The sequence below is a fragment of the Cellulosimicrobium sp. NPDC057127 genome (genome assembly GCF_042670945.1).
Lineage (GTDB): Bacteria > Actinomycetota > Actinomycetes > Actinomycetales > Cellulomonadaceae > Cellulosimicrobium.
Genome location: NZ_JBHUUP010000005.1, coordinates 165,141 through 186,322, shown reverse-complemented (window position 1 = coordinate 186,322; position 21,182 = coordinate 165,141). Strand labels below are relative to the sequence as shown.

The 21,182-nt window shown below is 74.4% G+C and carries 16 protein-coding genes; 9 read left to right on the top strand and 7 right to left on the bottom strand.

All coding sequences use genetic code 11. The features are described from left to right. Positions 1 to 66 precede the first annotated feature (66 nt). Entirely contained in the window at positions 67 to 1,881 is a 1,815-nt protein-coding gene (locus ACFTZA_RS07090; RefSeq protein WP_378192232.1) for an ABC transporter ATP-binding protein, read from the top strand. Continuing rightward, positions 1,878 to 3,611: an ABC transporter ATP-binding protein gene (locus tag ACFTZA_RS07085; RefSeq protein ID WP_378192230.1), complete on the top strand. Its 1,734-nt coding sequence runs from the start codon at positions 1,878 to 1,880 to the stop codon at positions 3,609 to 3,611. Before ACFTZA_RS07090 ends, ACFTZA_RS07085 begins: the two co-directional genes overlap by 4 nt. 48 nt (positions 3,612 to 3,659) lie before the next feature. Here the strand turns inward: ACFTZA_RS07085 and ACFTZA_RS07080 are convergent, their stop codons facing one another. After that, entirely contained in the window at positions 3,660 to 4,568 is a 909-nt protein-coding gene (locus ACFTZA_RS07080) for an SURF1 family protein (protein WP_378192228.1), read from the bottom strand. A gap of 239 nt (positions 4,569 to 4,807) precedes the next feature. Here ACFTZA_RS07080 and ACFTZA_RS07075 point away from each other — a divergent pair, with 239 nt between their 5' ends. The 5 genes from ACFTZA_RS07075 (at position 4,808) to ACFTZA_RS07055 (ending at position 12,552) form a co-directional block, all read left to right on the top strand. Then, a complete protein-coding gene (locus ACFTZA_RS07075) occupies positions 4,808 to 7,309 on the top strand; it encodes a phosphoketolase (RefSeq protein ID WP_378192225.1) in 2,502 nt (833 codons plus the stop codon). Beyond that, a complete protein-coding gene (pta, locus tag ACFTZA_RS07070) occupies positions 7,306 to 9,504 on the top strand; it encodes a phosphate acetyltransferase (protein WP_378192223.1) in 2,199 nt (732 codons plus the stop codon). The genes ACFTZA_RS07075 and pta overlap by 4 nt, the downstream gene beginning before the upstream one ends. After that, on the top strand, positions 9,501 to 10,760 hold the full coding sequence (locus tag ACFTZA_RS07065) for an acetate/propionate family kinase (RefSeq protein ID WP_378192221.1): 1,260 nt from the start codon (positions 9,501 to 9,503) through the stop codon (positions 10,758 to 10,760). The genes pta and ACFTZA_RS07065 overlap by 4 nt, the downstream gene beginning before the upstream one ends. 191 nt (positions 10,761 to 10,951) lie before the next feature. Continuing rightward, positions 10,952 to 11,884: a DUF4031 domain-containing protein gene (locus tag ACFTZA_RS07060; protein ID WP_378192218.1), complete on the top strand. Its 933-nt coding sequence runs from the start codon at positions 10,952 to 10,954 to the stop codon at positions 11,882 to 11,884. Positions 11,885 to 11,907: 23 nt separating this feature from the next. Beyond that, a complete protein-coding gene (locus tag ACFTZA_RS07055; RefSeq protein WP_378192216.1) occupies positions 11,908 to 12,552 on the top strand; it encodes a vancomycin high temperature exclusion protein in 645 nt (214 codons plus the stop codon). Positions 12,553 to 12,619: 67 nt separating this feature from the next. Here ACFTZA_RS07055 and ACFTZA_RS07050 read toward each other — a convergent pair whose 3' ends face one another. From ACFTZA_RS07050 to ACFTZA_RS07040, 3 genes are read right to left on the bottom strand one after another with little or no spacing between them, the layout of a single operon-like run. Continuing rightward, on the bottom strand, positions 12,620 to 14,266 hold the full coding sequence (locus tag ACFTZA_RS07050; RefSeq protein ID WP_378192214.1) for a succinic semialdehyde dehydrogenase: 1,647 nt from the start codon (positions 14,264 to 14,266) through the stop codon (positions 12,620 to 12,622). A gap of 10 nt (positions 14,267 to 14,276) precedes the next feature. Further along, on the bottom strand, positions 14,277 to 15,359 hold the full coding sequence (locus tag ACFTZA_RS07045; protein ID WP_378192211.1) for a GNAT family N-acetyltransferase: 1,083 nt from the start codon (positions 15,357 to 15,359) through the stop codon (positions 14,277 to 14,279). Positions 15,360 to 15,366: 7 nt separating this feature from the next. Continuing rightward, positions 15,367 to 16,491 (bottom strand): GuaB3 family IMP dehydrogenase-related protein, encoded by a 1,125-nt coding sequence (locus ACFTZA_RS07040; protein ID WP_378192209.1) that lies wholly within the window; start codon positions 16,489 to 16,491, stop codon positions 15,367 to 15,369. Between the two features lie 79 nt (positions 16,492 to 16,570). Here ACFTZA_RS07040 and ACFTZA_RS07035 point away from each other — a divergent pair, with 79 nt between their 5' ends. Continuing rightward, positions 16,571 to 17,278 (top strand): exonuclease domain-containing protein, encoded by a 708-nt coding sequence (locus ACFTZA_RS07035; RefSeq protein WP_378192207.1) that lies wholly within the window; start codon positions 16,571 to 16,573, stop codon positions 17,276 to 17,278. An 18-nt stretch (positions 17,279 to 17,296) separates the two neighbouring features. Here ACFTZA_RS07035 and guaB read toward each other — a convergent pair whose 3' ends face one another. Both guaB and ACFTZA_RS07025 read right to left on the bottom strand, forming a co-directional pair. After that, positions 17,297 to 18,826 carry an IMP dehydrogenase gene (guaB, locus tag ACFTZA_RS07030; protein ID WP_378192363.1) on the bottom strand — a complete coding sequence of 510 codons (1,530 nt, stop codon included), beginning with the start codon at positions 18,824 to 18,826 and terminating at the stop codon, positions 17,297 to 17,299. Positions 18,827 to 18,925: 99 nt separating this feature from the next. Then, positions 18,926 to 20,011 carry a MerR family transcriptional regulator gene (locus tag ACFTZA_RS07025; protein WP_378192205.1) on the bottom strand — a complete coding sequence of 362 codons (1,086 nt, stop codon included), beginning with the start codon at positions 20,009 to 20,011 and terminating at the stop codon, positions 18,926 to 18,928. A gap of 343 nt (positions 20,012 to 20,354) precedes the next feature. On the opposite strand from ACFTZA_RS07025, the gene ACFTZA_RS07020 reads away from it, so the two are divergent. Continuing rightward, a complete protein-coding gene (locus ACFTZA_RS07020; RefSeq protein WP_378192202.1) occupies positions 20,355 to 20,645 on the top strand; it encodes a WhiB family transcriptional regulator in 291 nt (96 codons plus the stop codon). Positions 20,646 to 20,721: 76 nt separating this feature from the next. Here ACFTZA_RS07020 and groES read toward each other — a convergent pair whose 3' ends face one another. After that, positions 20,722 to 21,015 carry a co-chaperone GroES gene (gene groES, locus ACFTZA_RS07015; RefSeq protein WP_069386913.1) on the bottom strand — a complete coding sequence of 98 codons (294 nt, stop codon included), beginning with the start codon at positions 21,013 to 21,015 and terminating at the stop codon, positions 20,722 to 20,724. Positions 21,016 to 21,182 lie beyond the last annotated feature (167 nt).

The following is a 21,182-nucleotide window of genomic DNA, read 5'->3' as shown; positions in this document are numbered from 1 at the left end:
CGGTGACGCGCTCGCGCCGCGATAATCCGTCGCCCCTGTCAGACGCCGAACCTAGGGTAGAACACCGTGCGTCCCCTTCCTCAGCCCGATCCGGGCACGCCCGACCTGCGCGGGCCCACGCGCTACCTCCTGTGGCTCGCGCGGCGCCAGGGCGCCGTGCTCACGGGCGCGGTCCTGCTCGGTCTCGCGAACTTCGCGTCCCAGGCGCTCCAGCCCTACATGCTCGGCCGCGCGCTCGACGAGGGCCTGTCGTCGGGCTTCGGCCCGGACCTGTTCCGGTGGGCCGGCCTGCTCCTCGCCCTCGGCATGGGCGTCGTCGTGACCGGCGTCGTGGGGCACCGCCTCGACATCGCCAACTGGCTCCGCTCCGCGCTCACGACATCGCAGCTCGTGGGCGACGTCACCGCGCGCTCGGGGGACGCGATCACCGAGGAGCTGCCGACCGGCGAGGTCGTGTCGACCGTGGCGAGCGACGCGATGCGCGTCGGCCAGCTCTTCTCCATGCTCGGCCAGTTCCTCGGCGCGCTCGGGGCGTACGTCGTCGTGGCGGTCGTCATGCTCTCGACCTCGCTCCAGCTCGGGCTCGTCGTGGTGCTCGGCCTGCCCGCCGTCGCGGCGGTGCTCGCCCTGCTCGTCAAGCCCCTCCAGCAGCGTCAGGCCGCCCAGCGCGAGGCGCAGGGCCGGCTCACGACGCTCGGCGCGGACACCGTCTCGGGCCTGCGCGTGCTGCGCGGGATCGGCGGCGAGAGCGTCTTCGTGAGCCGGTACGCGCGCCAGTCGCAGGCGGTGCGCGTGGCCGGGGTCAAGGTCGCGCACACGCAGGCCACCCTCGACGCGCTCCAGGTCCTCCTGCCGGGCCTGCTCGTCGTGCTCGTCGTCTACCTCGGTGCGACGGCCGCGCTGCGCGGCGACATCACGCCCGGCCAGCTCGTCGCGTTCTACGGGTACGCCGCGTTCCTGGGCTGGCCGCTGCAGGTCGCGACGCAGATGCTCAACATCGCGACCCGCGCGCACGTCGCGGCGCGCAAGATCGTGCGCGTGCTCGCGGTCGTGCCGGCCGCGGGCGCCCACCCGGCCACCGCGCCCGTGCCGCCCGAGGGCAGCCCTCTCGTCGACGAGACGAGCGGCCTCGTGCTCGAGCCCGGGCGGCTCGTCGCCCTGGTCTGCGCCGACCCGGACGCGTCGGCCGCCGTCGCGACGCGCCTCGGCCGGTTCGACGACGCGGCCGAGGCGGCCACGCCCGTGCGGCTCGGCGGGACCCTCCTCGCCCAGCTCGACAAGCACGCCCTGCGGCGCCGGGTCGTCGTAGCGGAGGCGACCCCGCAGCTGTTCTCCGGACGGCTGCGGGACGAGCTCGACCCGCGCGGCCGCGCGGACGAGGAGCAGGTGCTGGCGGCCGTGACGGCCGCCGACGCGCACGACGTCCTCGACTCCGTCCCCGACGGCCTCGACGGCGAGCTCCCCGAGAAGGGTCGCTCGCTCTCCGGCGGGCAGCGCCAGCGCGTCGCCCTGGCCCGCGCCCTGCTCACGGACCCGGAGATCCTCGTGCTCGTGGAGCCGACGAGCGCCGTCGACGCCCACACCGAGGCGCGGATCGCCGCACGCCTCGCGCAGGCGAGGCGCGGGCGCACGACGCTCGTCGTGACCGCGTCCCCCCTCGTGCTCGAGCAGGTCGACGAGGTGCTCCTCCTCGAGGGCGGCCGCGTCACCGCGCGCGGGACCCACCGGGACCTCGTCGCGCGCGCGCACGCCGAGGGCGTCGCCCCCGACGACGACGCGGCGCGCTACCACCGCGTCGTCGGGCGCTCCCTCGACGAGCCCACCTCCCCGGTCCTGGCCGCCGCGGCCGGCACCGCCGTCCCGGAAGGAGAGCACGCATGAGGCTCCCCGTCGCCGACGCGCCCGCCGCCCGGTCCGCCGCCGCCCGGCTGTTCGCGCGCCACCGGCGCACGCTGTGGGTCGTCGCCGTGCTGCACACGCTCGCGGCCGTCGCCGGGCTCGTCGGCCCGTGGCTCCTCGGCCGGCTCGTCGACGCCGTGACCACCGGCACGACGTCGGCCTACGTCACGACGGTCGTGGCGGTCGGCGCCGTCGCGGTGCTCGCCCAGGCCGTGCTGCGCCGCTACGCCCAGCGCATCTCCATGGTGTTCGGCGAGACGGTCTTCGCGGACCTGCGCGAGGAGCTCGTCGACACCGTGACGTCCCTGCCGCTGTCGACCGTCGAGCGTGCCGGCACGGGCGACCTCGTCGCGCGGACCACCAACGACGTCGACCGCATCCAGCACGCGGTGCGGTTCGGCGTCCCCCAGCTCCTCGTCGCGGTCGTGACGCTCGTGCTCACGGTCGTCGCGTCGCTCGTCGTCGCGCCGCTCGTCGCGCTCGCGCTGTTCGTCGGCGTCCCGCTGCTCGTCGTGGTCGCGCGGTGGTACCTGCGCCGCGCGTCGGCCGGCTACCAGCGCGAGGCCGCTGCGTACGCGGCGCTCAACGGCACGATCACGGAGAGCGTCGAGGGCGCACGGACCGTCGACGCGCTGTCCCTCGCCGAGCACCGCAAGGCGCGCGTGCGGGCCGACCTCGCCGAGGCGTTCGCCGCCGAGCGCTACACCCTCGGCCTGCGCACCGTGCTGTTCCCCGGCATCGACCTGGCGATCGCGGTCGCGCCCGTCGCGGCGCTCGTGTGGGGCGCGTGGCTCCTCACGCAGGGCCAGACGACGCTCGGCGCGGTCGTGGCCGTGACGACGTACGCGTTCCAGCTCGCCGGCCCGGTGTGGAACCTCATCTTCTGGCTCGACGAGATCCAGGTCGCGATGGCGTCGTACGCGCGCATCGTCGGGGTCTCGCAGGTCTCGACGGACCGCACCGCGACGGACGAGACGCCCGCCGGCGACCGGGTCGTCGCCCGTGACGTCGAGTACGCCTACCGCGCGGGCCACCCCGTGCTGCACGGCGTCTCGCTCGACCTCGCGCCGGGAGAGAGGCTCGCGGTCGTCGGCCCCTCCGGAGCCGGCAAGTCGACCCTGGGCCGGATGCTCGCCGGAATCCACCCCCCGACCGCGGGCACCGTGCGCGTGGGCGGCGTGCGGCTCGTGGACCTGCCGCTCACCGAGCTGCGACGACAGGTCGCGCTCGTCACGCAGGAGCACCACGTGTTCGTCGGCACCCTCGCCGACAACCTCCGCCTCGCCGACGTCGGCGCGAGCGACGACGAGCTGCTCGCCGCGCTGGACGCCGTCGACGCGCGCGGCTGGGTGCGCGCGCTGCCCGACGGCCTGGCGACGGAGGTCGGGTCGGGCGGCCACGTCCTCACGCCCGCGCAGGCGCAGCAGGTCGCGCTCGCGCGGCTCGTCCTGCTCGACCCGCACACGCTCGTGCTCGACGAGGCCACGTCGCTGCTCGACCCGCGCGCCGCGCGGCACCTCGAGCGCTCGCTCAACGCCGTGCTCGAGGGACGGACCGTCGTCGCGATCGCGCACCGGCTGCACACCGCGCACGACGCGGACCGGGTGGCCGTGGTCGACGGCGGACGCATCAGCGAGATCGGGCCGCACGACGAGCTCGTCGCCGCGGGCGGCGACTACGCGCGCCTCTGGCACTCCTGGCAGCAGGAGTAACGGCTCCGCGGCCGGCGCGAGAACGGTGCGCCCGTCCGGGACCGGCCGTCAGGAGGGCGACGTCGGAGCGCTCGGGTCGACGTCGCGACTGTCGGCCCCGCTCGCCACGGGCAGGCCCGCGATGCCGGCGTCCTCCCCGCGTCCCCGTCGTCGGCCGCCCGCGACCTCGTCACGGACGAGCCGCAGCCACAGCAGGACGGCGAAGCCGCCGAACACCCACCACTGCAGCGCGTAGAACACGTTCTGCAGGTCCAGCCCCGTCCCGCCCTCGATCGTCGGGCGCGGCAGCAGGGCCGGGCCGCCGTCGGCGGCGGGGACCTGCGGCGGGTCGGACGAGACGAGCACGAGGTAGCCCGAGTAGATCGGGCCGCCCCAGTCGTTGACGAGCGCCCCCGTGGCGATGGAGTCCGTCTGACCGGCGGGCAGCGTCGCCTCGCCCGCCGCCTCCGACGCCTGCAGGTACCCGGTGAGCCGCACGACGCCGTCCGGCACCTCGAGCGCCGCGCCCGCGTCGGGCGTGGGGACCCACCCGCGCACCACCGGCAGCACCGGGGCCCCGGACAGGTCGGCCCACGACGCGCCGCCCGTGCCGTCGTCGGTCACGCGCAGGGGCGTGAGGACGAGGTACCCCTCCTCGCCGTCGAGGGCACGACCCGCCACGAGGAGCTGGCCGGTCTCGTCGTACTCCCCCTCGACCCAGGCCTGCCGGCCCACGAGCTCCCCGGGGAACGTCGTCTGCGGCGGGAGCAGCACACCGAGCCCCTCCGGGCCCTCGGCCTCGGCCTCCGCGGCCTGCTGCTGCGCCGCGAGGTCGGCGCGCTGCTGGGCCCGGTCGAGCTGCCAGACCCCGAGCCGGGCACACACCGCCGCGGCGACGAGGAACAGCACGAGCAGGCCGATCATGCGCGGCTGGCGGGCGACCGCCCAGAAGGAACGACGGACGGCGGTCTCGGGCACGTGCCCACGGTAGCGGCGCCGCGCGGGTGCGCCCGAATCCGCCCGTCGCCCGCCGATCGCCCCTCGACGGCCGCCCGAGGTCCCGGCGTCGGGACGCCGCGACGGGACCTTCGTCCCCTTCTCGCCCCACGACGCACGTCACACCGCACGAGGCCGGAGAACCTCGTGCAGCGGCCTGCTCCATGCGGTTGTATGAAGACGTAGTCGTCCGCGAACCCCCTTTCTCGCAGGAGCGTGAGATGAGCTCGACCACGGCCACCGATCCCACCACCTGGCGCACCGCCGAGGTCGCGCCGCTCGACGACGAGACGCTGCACCGCGTCGACGCGTGGTGGCGTGCCGCGAACTACCTGTCCGTCGGGCAGATCTACCTGCTCGCGAACCCGCTGCTGCGGACGCCGCTCTCGCGTGACGACGTCAAGCCGCGCCTGCTCGGGCACTGGGGCACGACGCCCGGCCTCAACTTCCTCTACGCGCACCTCAACCGCGCGATCGCCCAGCGCCGTCAGTCGACGATCTACGTCGCGGGCCCGGGCCACGGCGGCCCCGGCCTCGTGGCCAACTCCTACCTGGAGGGCACGTACTCGGAGGTCTACTCCGACGTCACCCAGGACACCGAGGGCATGCGCCGGCTGTTCCGCCAGTTCTCCTTCCCGGGCGGCATCCCGAGCCACGTCGCGCCCGAGACCCCCGGGTCGATCCACGAGGGCGGCGAGCTCGGGTACGCGCTGTCCCACGCGTACGGCGCGGCGTTCGACAACCCCGACCTGCTCGTCGCGGCCGTCGTCGGCGACGGCGAGGCCGAGACCGGCCCGCTCGCCACGAGCTGGCACTCGAACAAGTTCGTCAACGCGCGCAACGACGGCGTCGTGCTGCCGATCCTGCACCTCAACGGGTACAAGATCGCCAACCCGACGGTGCTCGCGCGCATCAGCGACGACGAGCTGCGCGACCTCATGATCGGCTACGGCCACACCCCGTACTTCTTCACCGGCGGGTTCGACGGCGAGGACCCGATGGAGGCGCACCAGCGCTTCGCCGAGCTCCTCGACGAGGTGCTCAACCACATCGCGCAGATCAAGCGCGAGGCGCACGAGGGCAGCGACGAGCGCCCCGCCTGGCCGATGATCGTCTTCCGCACCCCCAAGGGCTGGACGTGCCCGCCCGAGATCGACGGCAAGAAGACCGAGGACTCGTGGCGCGCGCACCAGGTGCCGCTCGCGAGCGCGCGCGACACCCCGGAGCACCTCCAGACGCTCAAGGAGTGGCTCGAGTCCTACCGGCCGCAGGAGTTGTTCGACGACGACGGCCGCCTGGTCGACGACGTCGCGGCGCTCGCCCCGGACGGCGCGCTGCGCATGAGCGACAACCCGCACGCGAACGGCGGCCTCCTGCTCAAGGACCTGCGCCTGCCCGACTTCCGCGAGTACGGCGTCGACGTCTCCGGCCCCGGCGGATCGGTCGCCGAGGCCACGCGCGTGCTCGGGCAGTGGCTCAACGACGTCGTCCGGCTCAACCCGGACAACTTCCGGATCTTCGGCCCGGACGAGGTCGCGTCCAACCGCCTCCAGGCGGTCTACGACACGACCGACAAGCAGTGGAACGCCGAGCTCTACGGGCAGGACGTCGACGAGCACCTCGCGCGCGCCGGCCGCGTCATGGAGATGCTGTCGGAGCACCAGTGCCAGGGCTGGCTCGAGGGCTACCTGCTCACCGGGCGCCACGGCCTGTTCACGAGCTACGAGGCCTTCATCCACATCGTCGACTCGATGGTGAACCAGCACGCCAAGTGGCTCAAGGTCACCAACCACATCCCGTGGCGGCGCCCGGTCGCGAGCCTGAACTACCTGCTGTCGAGCCACGTGTGGCGCCAGGACCACAACGGCTTCTCGCACCAGGACCCGGGCTTCATCGACCACGTCGTCAACAAGAAGGCCGAGATCGTCCGCGTCTACCTGCCGCCGGACGCCAACACCCTCCTGTCCACCTACGACCACTGCCTGCGCTCGCGTCAGTACGTGAACGTCGTCGTGGCGGGCAAGCAGCCGGCGCCGCAGTTCCTGTCCATGGACGACGCGATCGCGCACTGCACGCGCGGCCTCGGCATCTGGGAGTGGGCGGGCAGCGAGGTCGAGGGCGAGGACCCGGACGTCGTGCTCGCGTGCGCCGGCGACGTGCCGACGCTCGAGACCCTCGCCGCCGCGGACATGCTGCGCCGGCACCTGCCCGACCTCAGGGTCCGCGTCGTGAACGTCGTCGACCTCATGCGCCTGCAGGACGAGAAGGAGCACCCGCACGGGCTGTCGGACAAGGACTTCGACACCCTGTTCACGACGGACAAGCCGGTGATCTTCAACTACCACGGCTACCCGTGGCTCATCCACCGCCTCACGTACCGCCGCACGAACCACCCGAACATCCACGTGCGCGGGTACAAGGAGGAGGGCACCACCACGACGCCCTTCGACATGGCGATGCTCAACGACATCGACCGCTACCACCTGGTCATCGACGCCATCGACCGGGTCCCGTCGCTGCGCTCGCGCGCTGCCGGCCTGCGCCAGCGCATGGTGGACGCGCGCCTGCGCGCCCGGCAGTGGACGCGCGAGCACGGCGAGGACGTCCCCGAGGTGCGCGACTGGGTGTGGCCCGACGTGGGCGAGACCGCGACGGAGGAGGGCGGCCCGCAGTACACCGGCCGTCCGGCCGCGGCGCAGGACACCGGAGGGGACAACGAGTGAGCGAGACGGCTCGCAGCATCTACATCACCTCGCCCGAGGGCGAGACGGGCAAGTCCACGATCGCGCTCGGCGTCCTCGACCTGCTGGCCCGCAAGGTCCAGCGGGTCGGGGTGTTCCGCCCGGTCACGCGCGCCGCGGGGACGGACGTCCAGGACTACGTCCTCGAGCTCCTGCTCGCGCACGACGGCGTCGACCTCACCGCGGAGCAGGCGATCGGCGTCACGTACGAGGACGTCCACGCCGACCCCGAGGCGGCGCTCTCGCAGATCGTGGCGCGCTACCACGAGGTCGCGCGCGCGTGCGACTTCGTGGTGGTGGTCGGCACGGACTACACCGACGTCGCCGGCCCCACGGAGCTGTCGTTCAACGCACGCGTCGCGGCCAACCTCGGCGCACCCGTCCTGCTCGTCGTCTCGGGCAAGGACCGCACGCCCGACGCCGTCGGCAACCTCGTCGAGGTGAGCGTGGCGGAGCTGCGCTCGCAGCACGCGCAACCCATCGCCGTCATCGCCAACCGGGTCGCGCCCGACGACATCGAGCCCGTCCGCGCCCTGCTCGGCGCGCTGAGCCCCGAGGGCGAGCCGCTCGCCGGCGGGGCCGGTGCCGCGACCCCCGCTCCCGGCGGGCGCCTGCCGGGCTGGGCGGTACCGGAGGACCCGTTCCTCGACGCGCCGACCGTGCGCGTCCTCATGGAGGCGGTGGGGGGCCGGCTCGCGTTCGGCGAGGAGGCCCTGCTCGCCCGCGAGGCGGGCGACCTCCTCGTGGGCGCCATGTCGTTCGAGCACCTGCTCGACCGGCTCACGGACGGCGCGGTCGTCATCACGCCCGGCGACCGCGTCGACATTCTCATCGGCCTGCTCGCCGCGCACTCCGCGTCCGGCTTCCCGTCGCTCGCTGGCATCATCCTCAACGGCGGGTTCTTCCCGCCCGAGTCGACGGCACGCCTCGTCGCGGACCTCGACCCGAGCCTGCCCGTCATCCGCACCGAGCTCGGGACGTTCCGGACCGCGAGCGCCGCGTCCCGGGCCCGGGGTCGTGTGACCAAGGACGCCCAGCGCAAGGTCGACACGGCGCTCGCGCTGTTCGAGCAGAGCGTCGACGGCGCGGAGCTCCTCGCGGGCCTCGACGTGCCGCGGCCCGAGGTCGTCACGCCGCTGATGTTCGAGTACGAGCTGTTGTCGCGCGCGCGGGCCGACCGCAAGCGCGTCGTGCTGCCGGAGGGCGACGACGACCGCATCCTGCGGGCGGCCTCGACGCTGCTCGGGCGGCAGGTCGCCGACCTGACGATCCTCGGCGACGAGCAGCGCGTGCGCGCCCGCGCCGCCGAGCTCGGCCTCGACATCGACGCCGCGACGGTCCTCAGCCCGCACGACCCCGAGCACGTCGAGCTGTTCGCCGCCGAGTACGTCCGGCTGCGCGCGCACAAGGGCGTCACGGTGGAGGAGGCGCGCGAGCGCGTCCAGGACGTGTCGTACTTCGGCACGATGATGGTCCACCTCGGTCTCGCGGACGGCATGGTCTCGGGCGCGAAGCACACGACGGCGCACACCATCAAGCCGTCCTTCGAGATCATCAAGACCCAGCCGGGCGTCTCCGTCGTGTCGTCGGTGTTCCTCATGTGCCTGCAGGACCGCGTGCTCGTGTACGGCGACTGCGCCGTCATCCCGGACCCGACGGCCGAGCAGCTCGCCGACATCGCGATCTCGTCGGCGGCGACGGCCGCGCAGTTCGGGGTGGACCAGCGCGTCGCGATGCTGTCCTACTCCACGGGCGAGTCCGGCTCCGGCGCGGACGTCGACAAGGTGCGTCGCGGCACGGCGCTCGTGCGCGAGCGCCGCCCCGACCTCTTCGTCGAGGGCCCGATCCAGTACGACGCCGCGGTGGACGCGTCGGTCGCGGCGTCGAAGATGCCCGGCTCGGACGTCGCGGGCCGCGCGACCGTGTTCATCTTCCCGGACCTCAACACGGGCAACAACACCTACAAGGCGGTGCAGCGCTCCGCCGGGGCGGTCGCCGTCGGCCCCGTCCTGCAGGGGCTCAACAAGCCGGTGAACGACCTGTCGCGCGGCGCGCTCGTGCAGGACATCGTCAACACCGTCGCCATCACCGCCATCCAGGCGCAGGCGACCGCCGCCACCACGGAACCGGCCCCCGCCGGCTCCAAGACCCCCGTCTCCCAGGGAGCCACGTCATGACGATCCTGCCCGAGGGCGAGCGCCCCAACCCCTACAGCGCGTACGGGGCGCACGGCTCGGTGCTCGTCATGAACTCGGGCTCCTCCTCGCTGAAGTACCAGCTCGTCAACCCGGTCGGGGGCGAGGCGATCGCCGCCGGGACGATCGAGCGCATCGGCGAGGAGTCGGGGATCGTCAAGCACCGCTTCGCCGGGAACACGACGTCGCGCGAGCAGCGCGTCGCCGACCACGGCGAGGCGCTGCGCATCGCCCTCGGGCTGTTCGACGAGATCGGCCCGAAGCTGTCCGACGCCGACGTGTACGCCGTCGGCCACCGCGTCGTGCACGGCGGCGCCGTGTTCTCCGAGCCGGTCCTCGTGGACGACGAGGTGGAGCGCCAGATCGACGAGCTGTCCCCGCTCGCGCCGCTGCACAACCCGCCGAACGTCACCGGCATCCGCGTCGCCCGCCAGCTCCTGCCCGACGTGCCGCACGTCGCCGTGTTCGACACGGCGTTCTTCTCGTCGCTGCCCGACGCCGCGTCGACGTACGCGCTCGACCGCGCCGTGGCGCAGGAGCACGGCGTGCGCCGCTACGGGTTCCACGGCACGAGCCACCAGTACGTGTCCGGCAAGGTCGCGCGCGTCCTGGGCCGGCGCATCGAGGGGCTCAACACGATCGTGCTGCACCTCGGCAACGGGGCGTCGGCGTCGGCCGTGCGCGGCGGAGTCGCGGTCGACACGTCGATGGGCATGACCCCGCTCGAGGGCCTCGTCATGGGCACCCGCACGGGAGACATCGACGCGGCCGTCGTGTTCCACCTCGCGCGCAACGCCGGCATGACGATCGACGAGATCGACGACCTGTTCAACAAGCGGTCCGGCGTCAAGGGCCTGTCGGGCGTCAACGACTTCCGCGAGCTGCGGCGCCTCATCGACGCCGGCGACGCCGACGCCCAGCAGGCGTTCGACGTGTACATCCACCGCCTGCGCAAGTACGTCGGTGCGTACCACGCCGTGCTCGGACGGGTCGACGTGCTCGCCTTCACGGCCGGGGTCGGCGAGCACGACGCCGCGGTCCGCGCCGCCGTCGTCGAGGGCCTCGAGCCGCTCGGCCTCGCCGTCGACCCCGACCGCAACGCTGTCGACTCGGGCGAGCCCCGCGTCGTCTCCCCCGACTGGACGAGCACGCTCGTCATGGTCGTCCCGACGATGGAGGAGCTCGCGATCGCGCGCCAGTGCGTCGAGGTCGTCGAGGGCGGGCGCCCGAGCGCCTGAGCGCCTGAGCCCAGGCGGCCCGTTCGGGAGACGCCGGGCGGTGGCCGGAGGGGCGGCCGTGCCGGGTCGTGGCGGGTCTGGCGGGAGCGCCGCGAGGGACGAGCGGTGCGGATGGTAGACCCGGCACGGTCGCCCCGGAGTGCCACCGCCCGGTACCCGTACACGCACGCGGGTGGTGGCATGCTCGGGACGTGACCGTCTACGTCGACCCGCCCGCGTGGCCCGCGCACGGGACGCTGTTCAGCCATCTCGTGTCGGACTCCTCGCTCGCCGAGCTGCACGCGTTCGCCGGCCGGATCGGGCTGAGCCGGCGCGCGTTCGACCTGGACCACTACGACGTCGCGGCCGAGCGGTACGACGACGCCGTGACCGCCGGCGCGGTGCCGGTCGGCGGGCGTGAGCTCGCGCGCCGGCTCGGCGCCTCGGGGCTGCGGGTGCCCGGGCGTGCACGCCGCGCGGCGAAGGCGGAGTCGTTGCTCATGCGCTGGGACGCCCTGCTTCCGGGGGCGCGCGAGGTCGGCGTCGAGCTCGTGGAGCGGTGGCACGAGCCGCACCGGGTCTACCACGGCCCCGAGCACCTCGTGCACGCGCTCGACTCCCTCGCGCTGCTGGAGGGGCGGCCGGCCGGGGCGCCCGACGCCGTGTCCTCACCCCCGGTGCGCGGGCGCCCCGCACCGTCGGTGACACCGTCGGTGACCCAGCTCGCGCTCTGGTTCCACGACGCGGTGCACGACGGTGAGGCCCGCGTCGACGAGGAGCGCTCGGCGGCCCTCGTGGTCGAGCTGCTCGGGGCGCACGTCGACGTGGCGGTCGTCGACGAGGTGGCGCGGCTCGTGCTGGTGACCACGGACCACTCTCCTGCGCCGGACGACGGCGCGGGCGCGCTGGTCTCCGACGCCGACCTCGCGGTGCTCGCCGCGGCGCCCGACCGGTACGCGCGCTACGTGCGCCAGGTGCGCGCGGAGTACGCGCACGTGCCCGACGACGCGTTCCGCACCGGGCGGGCGGCGGTCCTGCGGTCGCTGCTCGACACGCGGCCGCTGTACCGGACGGTGTTCGCCAGGGACCGCTGGGAGGCGGCAGCCCGGTCGAACCTGACGGCCGAGCTCGCCGACCTCGCGTAGCTGCCGTTCGCTAGGGTCGGCGCGTGACCGAGTCGTCCGCGAACGTGTCCTCCCGTCCTCCCGTCCGTCGCCCGCTCCGGCGGACGTCTCGCCGGACGCTCGCGCTCGGCGCGGCAGGCCTCGCGGTGGCCGCGATCGTGCCCTTCCTCGTGGTCCAGGCCGTCGGGAGGGTACGCGTGGCCGACCCGGAGGACGTGCCCGCGAGCGACGCCGTCGTCGTGCTGGGTGCCGGGCTGCGCCCCGACGGCACGCCGTCGGCGTACCTGCGGCGCCGCCTCGACGCGGCGGCGGAGCTGTACGCGCGCGGCGTCGCCCCCGTGGTCCTCGTCAGCGGGGACGCCCACGACGACTACGACGAGCCCGCGTCGATGCGCACCCGGCTCCTGGAGCGCGGCGTCCCGGACGAGGCGATCGTCCTGGACCGCGAGGGCTTCGACACCCACGCGACGTGCACGCGCGCGGTCGGGGAGTTCGGGATCGCGCGCGCCGTCGTCGTCACGCAGGACTACCACCTGCCCCGGGCGTTGTTCTCGTGCCGGGTCGCGGGGCTCGACGCGGTCGGGGTCGGTGTCAGCGCGGCGAGCGTCGAGCCGTGGAAGCCCGCCCTCTACCAGGCGCGCGAGGTCCCCGCCGCGGCCAAGGCGCTGCTCGACGCCGTCCGGCGCTGACACCGGGCGTCGGCGCCACGGGTCGGCGTCGGCGGGTGGTGCCACGAGAGGCCTCGCCGGGTCGCGTTCAGGGCAGGCGCAGCCGCCGCATGGTGTCCAGCGCCGCGGTGAGCAGACGGCTCGGCGTCTCGCCGCCGAGCTCGTACAGGCGGTCGAGGGTCAGGCCCAGGTGCGCGCCGCGCTGGACGGAGATCGTCTGCGCCTCGGTGAGGGCGAGGATGCCCTCGCGTCCGTGCCGACGACCCAGCCCGGACGCCTTGAACCCGCCCATGGGCGCGGCGACCGAGCCCCACGTCGCGCTGTACCCGTCGTTGACGTTCACGGTGCCCGCCCGGACCTCGGCGGCGATGCGGCGACCGCGCGCGACGTCGCGCGTCCAGACGCTGGCGTTGAGCCCGTACGGGGAGTCGTTCATGACCTGCACGGCCTCGTCGTCGTCGGCGACGCGCCGCACGGACACGACCGGGCCGAACGTCTCCTCGGTGCTGCACAGCGCGTCGTCGGGCACGCCGTCGAGGACGGTGGGCGCGTAGAACCACGGACCGATGTCGGCACGGTGCACCCCGCCGGCGAGCACGCGCGCACCCCGCGCGAGGGCGTCGTCGACGTGCTCCACGACGCGGTCGAGCTGTGCCCGGGAGGTCAGCGAACCCATGTCGGCGGAGTAGTCCAGGCCGGCGCCGAGCCGCAGCGCGCGCACGAGCGGCACGAACGTGTCGAGGAACGCGTCCGCGACGTCCTCGTGGAGCACGAGCCGCTCGGTCGACACGCACAGCTGGCCGGAGCTGCCGAAGCAGGCCCGCAGCGCGCCGCGCGCGGCCGTGGGCACGTGCGCGTCGGCCGCGACGTAGAGCGGGTTCTTGCCGCCGAGCTCGAGCGTGGCACCGACGAGGCGCTCCCCCGCCCGCGCGGCGACCTTCCGGCCGGTCGCCGTCGAGCCGGTGAACGCGACGTGGTCGACCAGGTCGGTGAGCGCCGAGCCCACCTCGCCGCCGCCCGCGACGACGAGCAGCAGGTCGGCGGGGAGCCCCGCCCGTTCGAGCAGCTCCACGCCCCAGAGCGCCGTGAGCGTCGTCTGCGGGTCCGGCTTGAGCACCACCGCGTTCCCCGCGAGCAGCGCCGGCACGGCCTCGGCGAACGCGAGCGTCAGCGGGTAGTTCCACGGCGCGACGACGCCCACGACGCCGACCGGGCGCCGGTGCACGGTCGTGCCCGTGAGGAGGGGCAGCATGCCGGGCGCCCGACGGTCCGCGAGGTAGCGCGGGCCGCGCACGGCGTAGTGCCGCGTGACGATCGCGAGGTCCGCGACCTCCTCGAACGCGCTGCGGCGCGACTTGCCCGACTCCATCTGCACGAGGTCCAGGCCGTCGGACTGCTGCTCGAGCACGAGCGCGCCGAACCGGAGCAGCACGCGCGCCCGCTCGGCCACGGGCACGCGCTCCCACGCGCGCTGGGCGGCGCGCGCCCGTCCCACGGCGCGGGCGACGTCCTCGGGCGACGACCTCGGGACGGAGGCGAGCGGCGCACCCGTGAACGGCAGGACCGACCGGTGCACGCCGGACGTGCTGCTCGTGACGATCCGCGCGACGAGCGGGGCGACGACGTCCGGCTCGAGCACGTAGGTCGCGGCCGGGTCCTCCGGGTCGAGGAGGCCGTCGGCAGCGGTACCGCCGCCGGGCACGGGGTTCGAGGAGCCGCCCGAGGAGCTGGTCATGGGGTCCAGGCTACGGCGTGCGGGTGACAGGCAGCTCCCAGGTCGTCAGCACCGGGCGGAACCCGTGCCGCGCCCAGAACGGCGCCGAGAGCGGGTTGAGCACGCCGTGGTGGAGCAGCACGACCGTGTCCGGCCCCGAGAGCTCCTCTACACGTGCGAGCGCCGCCCCGACGAGCGCCGCGCCCAGGGCTGCGCCGCGCGCCCGCGGGGACACGTGCAGCAGCACCACATAGGCCACGGGACCGCGGCCCACCGCGCCGGCGACCCACGACGACCGCTGCGGCGGCTCGACGGCGACCACGCCCAGGACCTCGTCGGGCCCGTCGCGCGGTCCGTCGGCGGGCGTCGTCGGGCGCCGCCCCCCGTCCGGGACGGCGACGAGCACGACGGAGTCCTCGCGCGACACGGCCGCCGCGACGAGCGGCGTCATGCTCCCGCGCGCGGCGGCGCGGACCCGGGCGGCGCCGACGAGCTCGTCGTAGGCGAGCTCGGCGAGCTGGTGATCGACGACGGCCGCGACGTCGGCGACGGTCGCGTCGCGCAGGACCACGCCGGCGGGCGGCGATCCCCCGCCGTCGGACGGGCGGGCGTCGTGGCGCGCGGCGAGGTGCACCGCCGGGTACATCCCGCGTCCGGCCAGCGCAGCGACGGCCTCGGTGTCGCGGCTCGGCCACGCGACGGCGAGGCCGTGGGTGGCGGGGACCGGGCGCAGCCTCGGCGCGACGTCGTCCGTCGGGGGCGGCCCGGCCGGCTCCGGGTCGGCACCCCGCCGCGCGCGGTCCACCCAGGCGTCGAGGAGCGCCGCGGTCGCCGCGGTCACGTCCGGCCCGGCCGCGCGGGCACGGAGCCGGTGCTCGCGCAGCGCCCGGGCGGTCGCGCCGGGCGACGCCGGCCCGACGTCGGTCACCGCCACCACACCCGCCGCGCGCGAGCCGTCGGGCAGGCGGACCGCGAGCACGTCAGTGGTGCCGGCGCCCTCGCCCAGCAGGTCGGGCACCGCGACGAGGCGGTCGAGACCGTGCACCCGCGTGCGGTGCTCCGCCTCGAGGTCGGCGAGCTCGGCGCGCGTCGGGCGCCACGCGAGCCCGCTCACGCCCGGCTCAGCGCGGCTGGTACGGGGAGACGACGACCTCGATGCGCTGGAACTCCTTGAGGTCGGAGTAGCCGGTCGTCGCCATCGCGCGCCGCAGGGCGCCGACGAGGTTGAGCGTCCCGTCGGCGCGGCGGCCCGGGCCGAAGAGGATCTCCTCGAGCGTGCCCGCGGTACCGACGCTCACGCGCTCGCCGCGCGGCAGCTGCGGGTGGTGGGCCTCGGAGCCCCAGTGCCAGCCGCGCCCGGGAGCTTCCGCGGCGCGTGCGAGCGCCGCGCCGAGCATGACCGCGTCCGCGCCGCAGGCGACGGCCTTCACGAGGTCGCCGGAGCGGCCGACCCCCCCGTCGGCGATGACGTGGACGTACCGGCCCCCGGACTCGTCCAGGTAGTCCCGACGCGCGGCCGCGACGTCGGCGACCGCGGTCGCCATGGGCGCGTGGATGCCGAGGCTGACGCGCGTGGTGTGCGCGGCGCCGCCGCCGAACCCGACGAGCACGCCGGCCGCGCCCGTGCGCATGAGGTGCAGCGCCGCGGTGTACGTGGACGCGCCGCCGACGATCACCGGGACGTCGAGCTCGTAGATGAAGCGCTTGAGGTTGAGCGGCTCCGCGACGCCCGACACGTGCTCCGCGGACACCGTGGTGCCGCGGATGACGAACAGGTCGACGCCCGCGTCCACGACCGTCTGGTAGTGCTCCTGCGTGCGCTGCGGCGAGAGCGCCGCGGCGACCGTGACGCCCGCCGCGCGGATCTCCTTGAGCCGCTGCGTGATGAGCTCGGGCTTGATGGGCTCGGCGTAGATCTCCTGCATGCGGCGCGTCGCGGCGTCGGCCTCGAGCGCCGCGATCTCGGCGAGCAGCGGCTCCGGGTCCTCGTAGCGCGTCCACAGCCCCTCGAGGTCGAGGACCCCCAGACCGCCGTGGTTGCCGAGCGCGACCGCCGTCGCGGGGCTCATCACGGAGTCCATGGGCGCCGCGAGGACGGGCAGGTCGAAGTGGTAGGCGTCGATCTGCCAGCCGACCGAGACCTCCTCCGGGTCACGCGTGCGCCGCGACGGCACGACCGCGATGTCGTCGAAGGAGAACGCGCGCCGACCGCGCTTGCCACGTCCGATCTCGATCTCGTTGCTCACCGGGCCAGCCTACCGGCGGCCGGACGGGCGGGGCCGCGCCGCCCCCCGGCGTGTGGGTGGCCGCTGCCAGGGTGGCGCCATGACCTGGAGGACCGGCCCCTTGGTGGCGTTCGACACGGAGACCACGGGGCTCGACGTCGAGCGGGACCGCATCGTCACCGCGGCGCTGGTGCTGCGCGAGCCGACCGGCACGGGGACGCGGACGTCCGTGCAGACCTGGCTGCTGGACCCCGGCGTCGCCGTCCCGGCCGAGGCGACCGCGATTCACGGCATCACCACCGCGCACGCCGCGGCGCACGGCCGCGCGCCGCGTGCCGCGCTCGAGGAGCTCGCCGCGCTCCTCGCCGGTCACCAGCGGGCCGGGGTGCCGGTCGTGGCGTACAACGCGGCGTTCGACCTCACGCTGCTCGACGTCGAGCTCGCACGCCACGGGCTGCCCACCCTGCCCGAGCGGCTGGGCGGCCCCGTCCGCCCCGTCCTCGACCCCCTCGTGCTCGACCGCGACAGCGACGCCGGGCGTGACGGCAAGCGGCGGCTCGCCGACCTGTGCGCGCACTACGGCGTGCTCACCCCGGCACCGCTGCACTCCGCCGAGACCGACGCCCTGGCCACCCTCGACCTGCTGGACGCGCTGGTCGGTGCGCACCCGCACCTCGCCGCGACGACGCTCGACGCCCTGCACGACCACCAGGTCGGCGCGCACCGCCGCTGGGTCGACGAGCTCGACGAGCGGACGCGCGAGCGGCCCTACGTCGGGGCGGGTGCGGACGGCCGCTGGCCCGTCTGACCCGCGGCCGCTCGTGGCTCAGAACCCCGAGTAGTTCGGCGCCTCGGCGGTGACCTGCACGTCGTGCGGGTGGCTCTCCTTGAGCGACGCCGACGTGATGCGGATGAAGCGCCCCTTCTCCTGCAGCTCGGGGACGGTCCGGGCGCCGACGTAGAACATCGTCTGGTGCAGCCCGCCGACGAGCTGGTGCGCGACGGCCTGGAGCGTGCCCTTGTAGGGCACCTGGCCCTCGACGCCCTCGGGCACGATCATGTCGTCGCTCGTGACCTCGGCCTGGAAGTACCGGTCCTTCGAGTACGACTTCTTGCCGCGCGAGGACATCGCACCCATCGAGCCCATGCCGCGGTACGCCTTGTACTGCTTGCCGCTCACGAGGATGGTCTCGCCGGGCGACTCCTCCGTGCCCGCGAGCATCGACCCGAGCATGACGGACTCCGCGCCGGCCACGAGCGCCTTGCCGATCTCGCCGGAGTGGCGCATGCCGCCGTCGGCGATGACGGGCACGCCCGCGGGCCGCGCGGCGAGCGAGGCCTCGTAGACCGCGGTCACCTGCGGCACGCCCACACCGGTGACGATGCGGGTGGTGCAGATCGAGCCCGGCCCGACGCCGACCTTGATCGCGTCGGCCCCGGCGTCGACGAACGCCTGGGCGCCCTCGCGCGTCGCGACGTTGCCGCCGATGACCTGGACGTCACGCGTGGCGGGGTCGGTCTTGAGGCGCCGCACCATGTCGATGAGCATGCGCACGTTGCCGTGCGCCGTGTCGGCCACGAGGACGTCGACCCCGGCGTCGATGAGGGTCGTCGCGCGCTCCCACGCGTCGCCGAAGTACCCGATCGCCGCACCGACGAGGAGGCGGCCCTGCCCGTCCTTGGACGCCTGCGGGAACTGCTCGGACTTCACGAAGTCCTTGACGGTGATGAGCCCGGCGAGGCGGCCGTCGGCGTCGACGAGCGGCAGGCGCTCGAGCTTGTGCCGCCGCAGGAGCGCGGTCGCCTCCTCGCGCGAGATGCCGGCGTCGCCGGTGATGAGGGGCTGGCGCGTCATGACCTCGTCGACCTTCGTCGTCGCCCACTCGGCGACGGGCGTGAAGCGCAGGTCGCGGTTGGTCACCATGCCGACGAGCCGCTGCTCGGCGTCGAGCACCGGGAAGCCGGAGATGCGGTACTCCCCCGCCTTCTTGTCGAGCTCCTCGAGCGTCACGTCCGGGCCGATCGTCACCGGGTTGGAGATGATCCCGGTCTGGGTGCGCTTGACGAGGTCGACCTGGTACGCCTGGTCCTCGATCGAGAGGTTGCGGTGCAGCACGCCGATGCCGCCCTGGCGCGCCATCGCGATCGCCATGCGCGACTCGGTGACCGTGTCCATGGCCGCGGACACGAGCGGCACCCGGATGGAGATCTCCCGCGTCAGGCGTGTCGTCGTGTCGATCTCCGACGGCGCCAGGTCCGAGTACCCGGGCTGGAGCAGCACGTCGTCGTAGGTCAGCCCGACGAAGCCGAACGGGTCGTGATCGGGCGTCGGGGCGGGCGTGGAACCGGAGGGCACGGGCGAGGCGGTCACACGGCGAGTCTACGCCGCGCCCGGGGCCCTCCCCGGGCCCCGGCCGCCGGCCGTGACCCGCGGGCGGGGACCGCGGGCGGACGGTCAGCGCACGACGGCGAGCAGCTCGTGGAGGAGGCCGGTGAAGCTGCGCACGCGGTGGACCGTCGTCGCGAGCGGGAGCTCGCCGGCGACGTCGTCGCTGGGCAGCCCGACGAACATGGGCAGCTCCGGGTTGGCGTCGAACGCCGCGTGGATGATGCCGAGGTCGGGCCGCGCCTGCGTCGTCACCATCGCGACCGCCGCGGGGCGGACCATCGTCACGAGCTCGAGCGTGCGGTGGACGTTGGCCGGTCCGGTGACGATCCGGGCCATCGCGCCGTGCGCCCCGAGGGAGGCCGCGAGCGCGTGCGCCGCGAGCGGCAGCGGCTCGTCCGGCGCCGCGAAGACGAGGACGATGCGCCGCATGCGGCTCGGGTGGTTCGGCGGAGGTCCCCCGGCGGCCACGACCGCCTCCTCGCGCGCCTGCGTGTGCTCGCGCAGCGCGCCGAGCGTGGCGTTGGCGAGGACGATCTCCGGCACCTCGCCCGGGCCGGCGAGCACGGTCCGCTCCGCCAGCCGTTCCAGCGCCGGCTCGACGAGGTCCGACCACCACGCCGCCGGGTCGTCGCCCGACGGGATGCGCAGCAGCCGGTCGCACGTGCGCTGGTCGTAGGCGATGGCGGCGTCCACCACGTCCGACACGATGGTCGGGCGAGGGTCTCGGGTCCCGACGGCGCGCGGCGCGGGGCCACCGCCCTGCTCGCCCCCGGGGACGGCGCGCAGGAACGGACGGCCGGAGGCCTGTTCGCCCGGGTGGACGGCGTCGTCCTCGGCCCGCAGCTCGTCCGGGCCGTCCTCCTGACCGTCGGCGTCCATGTCGAACGTCACGGTCCCGCGGTGGGCGGCGAGCTCCTCGCCGTCCGCCTCGAGCGCCGCCCGTGCGGCGTCGGACGGTGCGACGCCGTCCAGCGTGAGCCGGCGCATGATGACGAGACGGGCGACGTCGTCCTCGGTGTACCGGCGGTGGGAACCCGCTCGGTGCTCGGACGGACCGAGACCGTAACGACGGTCCCAGGTACGCAGCGTCGCGGGGGCGACACCGAGCCGACGCGCGACGACGGCGACGGCGAGGCCGGGGCTGTACGTCATGGTCGGTCGGGCTCCCTCAGGACCAGGGGCGGACCGCACGGAGGTCATGCATCGATTCTGCCGACCCCTCTCCGGTCTCGCCACCTGCCTCGTCAGACCGTGACCTGCAGCGCGCCAGGCGCTGTGCACGGTTTGTTCATATCTCGAGCAAACGCGCCACCGGGCGCGACAGCCGCCGATCCGTGGCGACCACCATCCTGTCCTGGACCGATCCGCCCGCATCCCGGCGCGATCCGTCGAAGCTCGGCGCGATAGGCCGCAACGATCCGCGTCCGGCCGTCATCGCGAGAGTCTCGACGACCAGGGCTTGAACAACTTGTGCATCGCTTGTACGTTGTTCGGCATGGCAGAGATCTCGAGGCTCCCCGGTCCGGTCATGGAACTCTGGGAATGGCAGTACCAGGGTTCGTGCCGCGACGCCGACGACACGTTGTTCTTCCACCCCGAGGGCGAGCGCGGCTCGACCCGCCGACGTCGCGCCGAGGCGGCGAAGGCGATCTGTCACGGCTGCCCCGTGATGATGGAGTGCCGCGAGGCCTCGCTGCGCGTGCGCGAGCCGTACGGCGTGTGGGGCGGCCTGAGCGAGGACGAGCGCTCCGCGATCCTCGCCGAGCGCGCCCGCAGCGCCGTCTGAGCCGTCCGCACCGAGCCCGAGACGACGAAGCCCCGTGACCCACAGGGTCACGGGGCTTCGTGGTGCAGCGGGTGGCTCAGACCACCACGGCGAGGATGTCGCGCGCGGACAGGACGAGGTAGTCCTCGCCGCCGTACTTGACCTCGGTGCCGCCGTACTTGCTGTAGATGACCTTGTCGCCGACCGTCACGTCCAGCGGGACGCGGTTGCCGTTGTCGTCGACACGGCCCGGACCGACGGCCAGGACCTCGCCCTCCTGGGGCTTCTCCTTGGCGGTGTCCGGGATGACCAGGCCGGATGCGGTCGTGGTCTCGGCCTCGAGGGCCTTCACGACGATCCGGTCCTCGAGCGGCTTGATGGGGACCGACACGTCGGACCTCCCCTTTCGCGGTGAGAACTGCAACGGATGGGTCGAGCGCCGTCGGCCGTCGTCGCGGGTGCCGGCCGGCAGGACGCTCACGGGTCGCCGGCCCGAGGACCAGGACGACCGCTGCCCAATCTATGACCCGGTTAGCACTCGGTCAAGGCGAGTGCCAA

Excerpts from the sequence above, each read along its gene's own strand:
- ACFTZA_RS07085 (WP_378192230.1), top strand. The coding sequence starts at position 1,878 with ATGAGGCTCCCCGTCGCCGACGCGCCCGCCGCCCGGTCCGCCGCCGCC.
- ACFTZA_RS07075 (WP_378192225.1), top strand. The coding sequence starts at position 4,808 with ATGAGCTCGACCACGGCCACCGATCCCACCACCTGGCGCACCGCCGAG.
- ACFTZA_RS07065 (WP_378192221.1), top strand. The coding sequence starts at position 9,501 with ATGACGATCCTGCCCGAGGGCGAGCGCCCCAACCCCTACAGCGCGTAC.
- ACFTZA_RS07050 (WP_378192214.1), bottom strand. The coding sequence starts at position 14,266 with ATGACCAGCTCCTCGGGCGGCTCCTCGAACCCCGTGCCCGGCGGCGGT.
- ACFTZA_RS07035 (WP_378192207.1), top strand. The coding sequence starts at position 16,571 with ATGACCTGGAGGACCGGCCCCTTGGTGGCGTTCGACACGGAGACCACG.
- ACFTZA_RS07025 (WP_378192205.1), bottom strand. The coding sequence starts at position 20,011 with ATGACGTACAGCCCCGGCCTCGCCGTCGCCGTCGTCGCGCGTCGGCTC.
- ACFTZA_RS07020 (WP_378192202.1), top strand. The coding sequence starts at position 20,355 with ATGGCAGAGATCTCGAGGCTCCCCGGTCCGGTCATGGAACTCTGGGAA.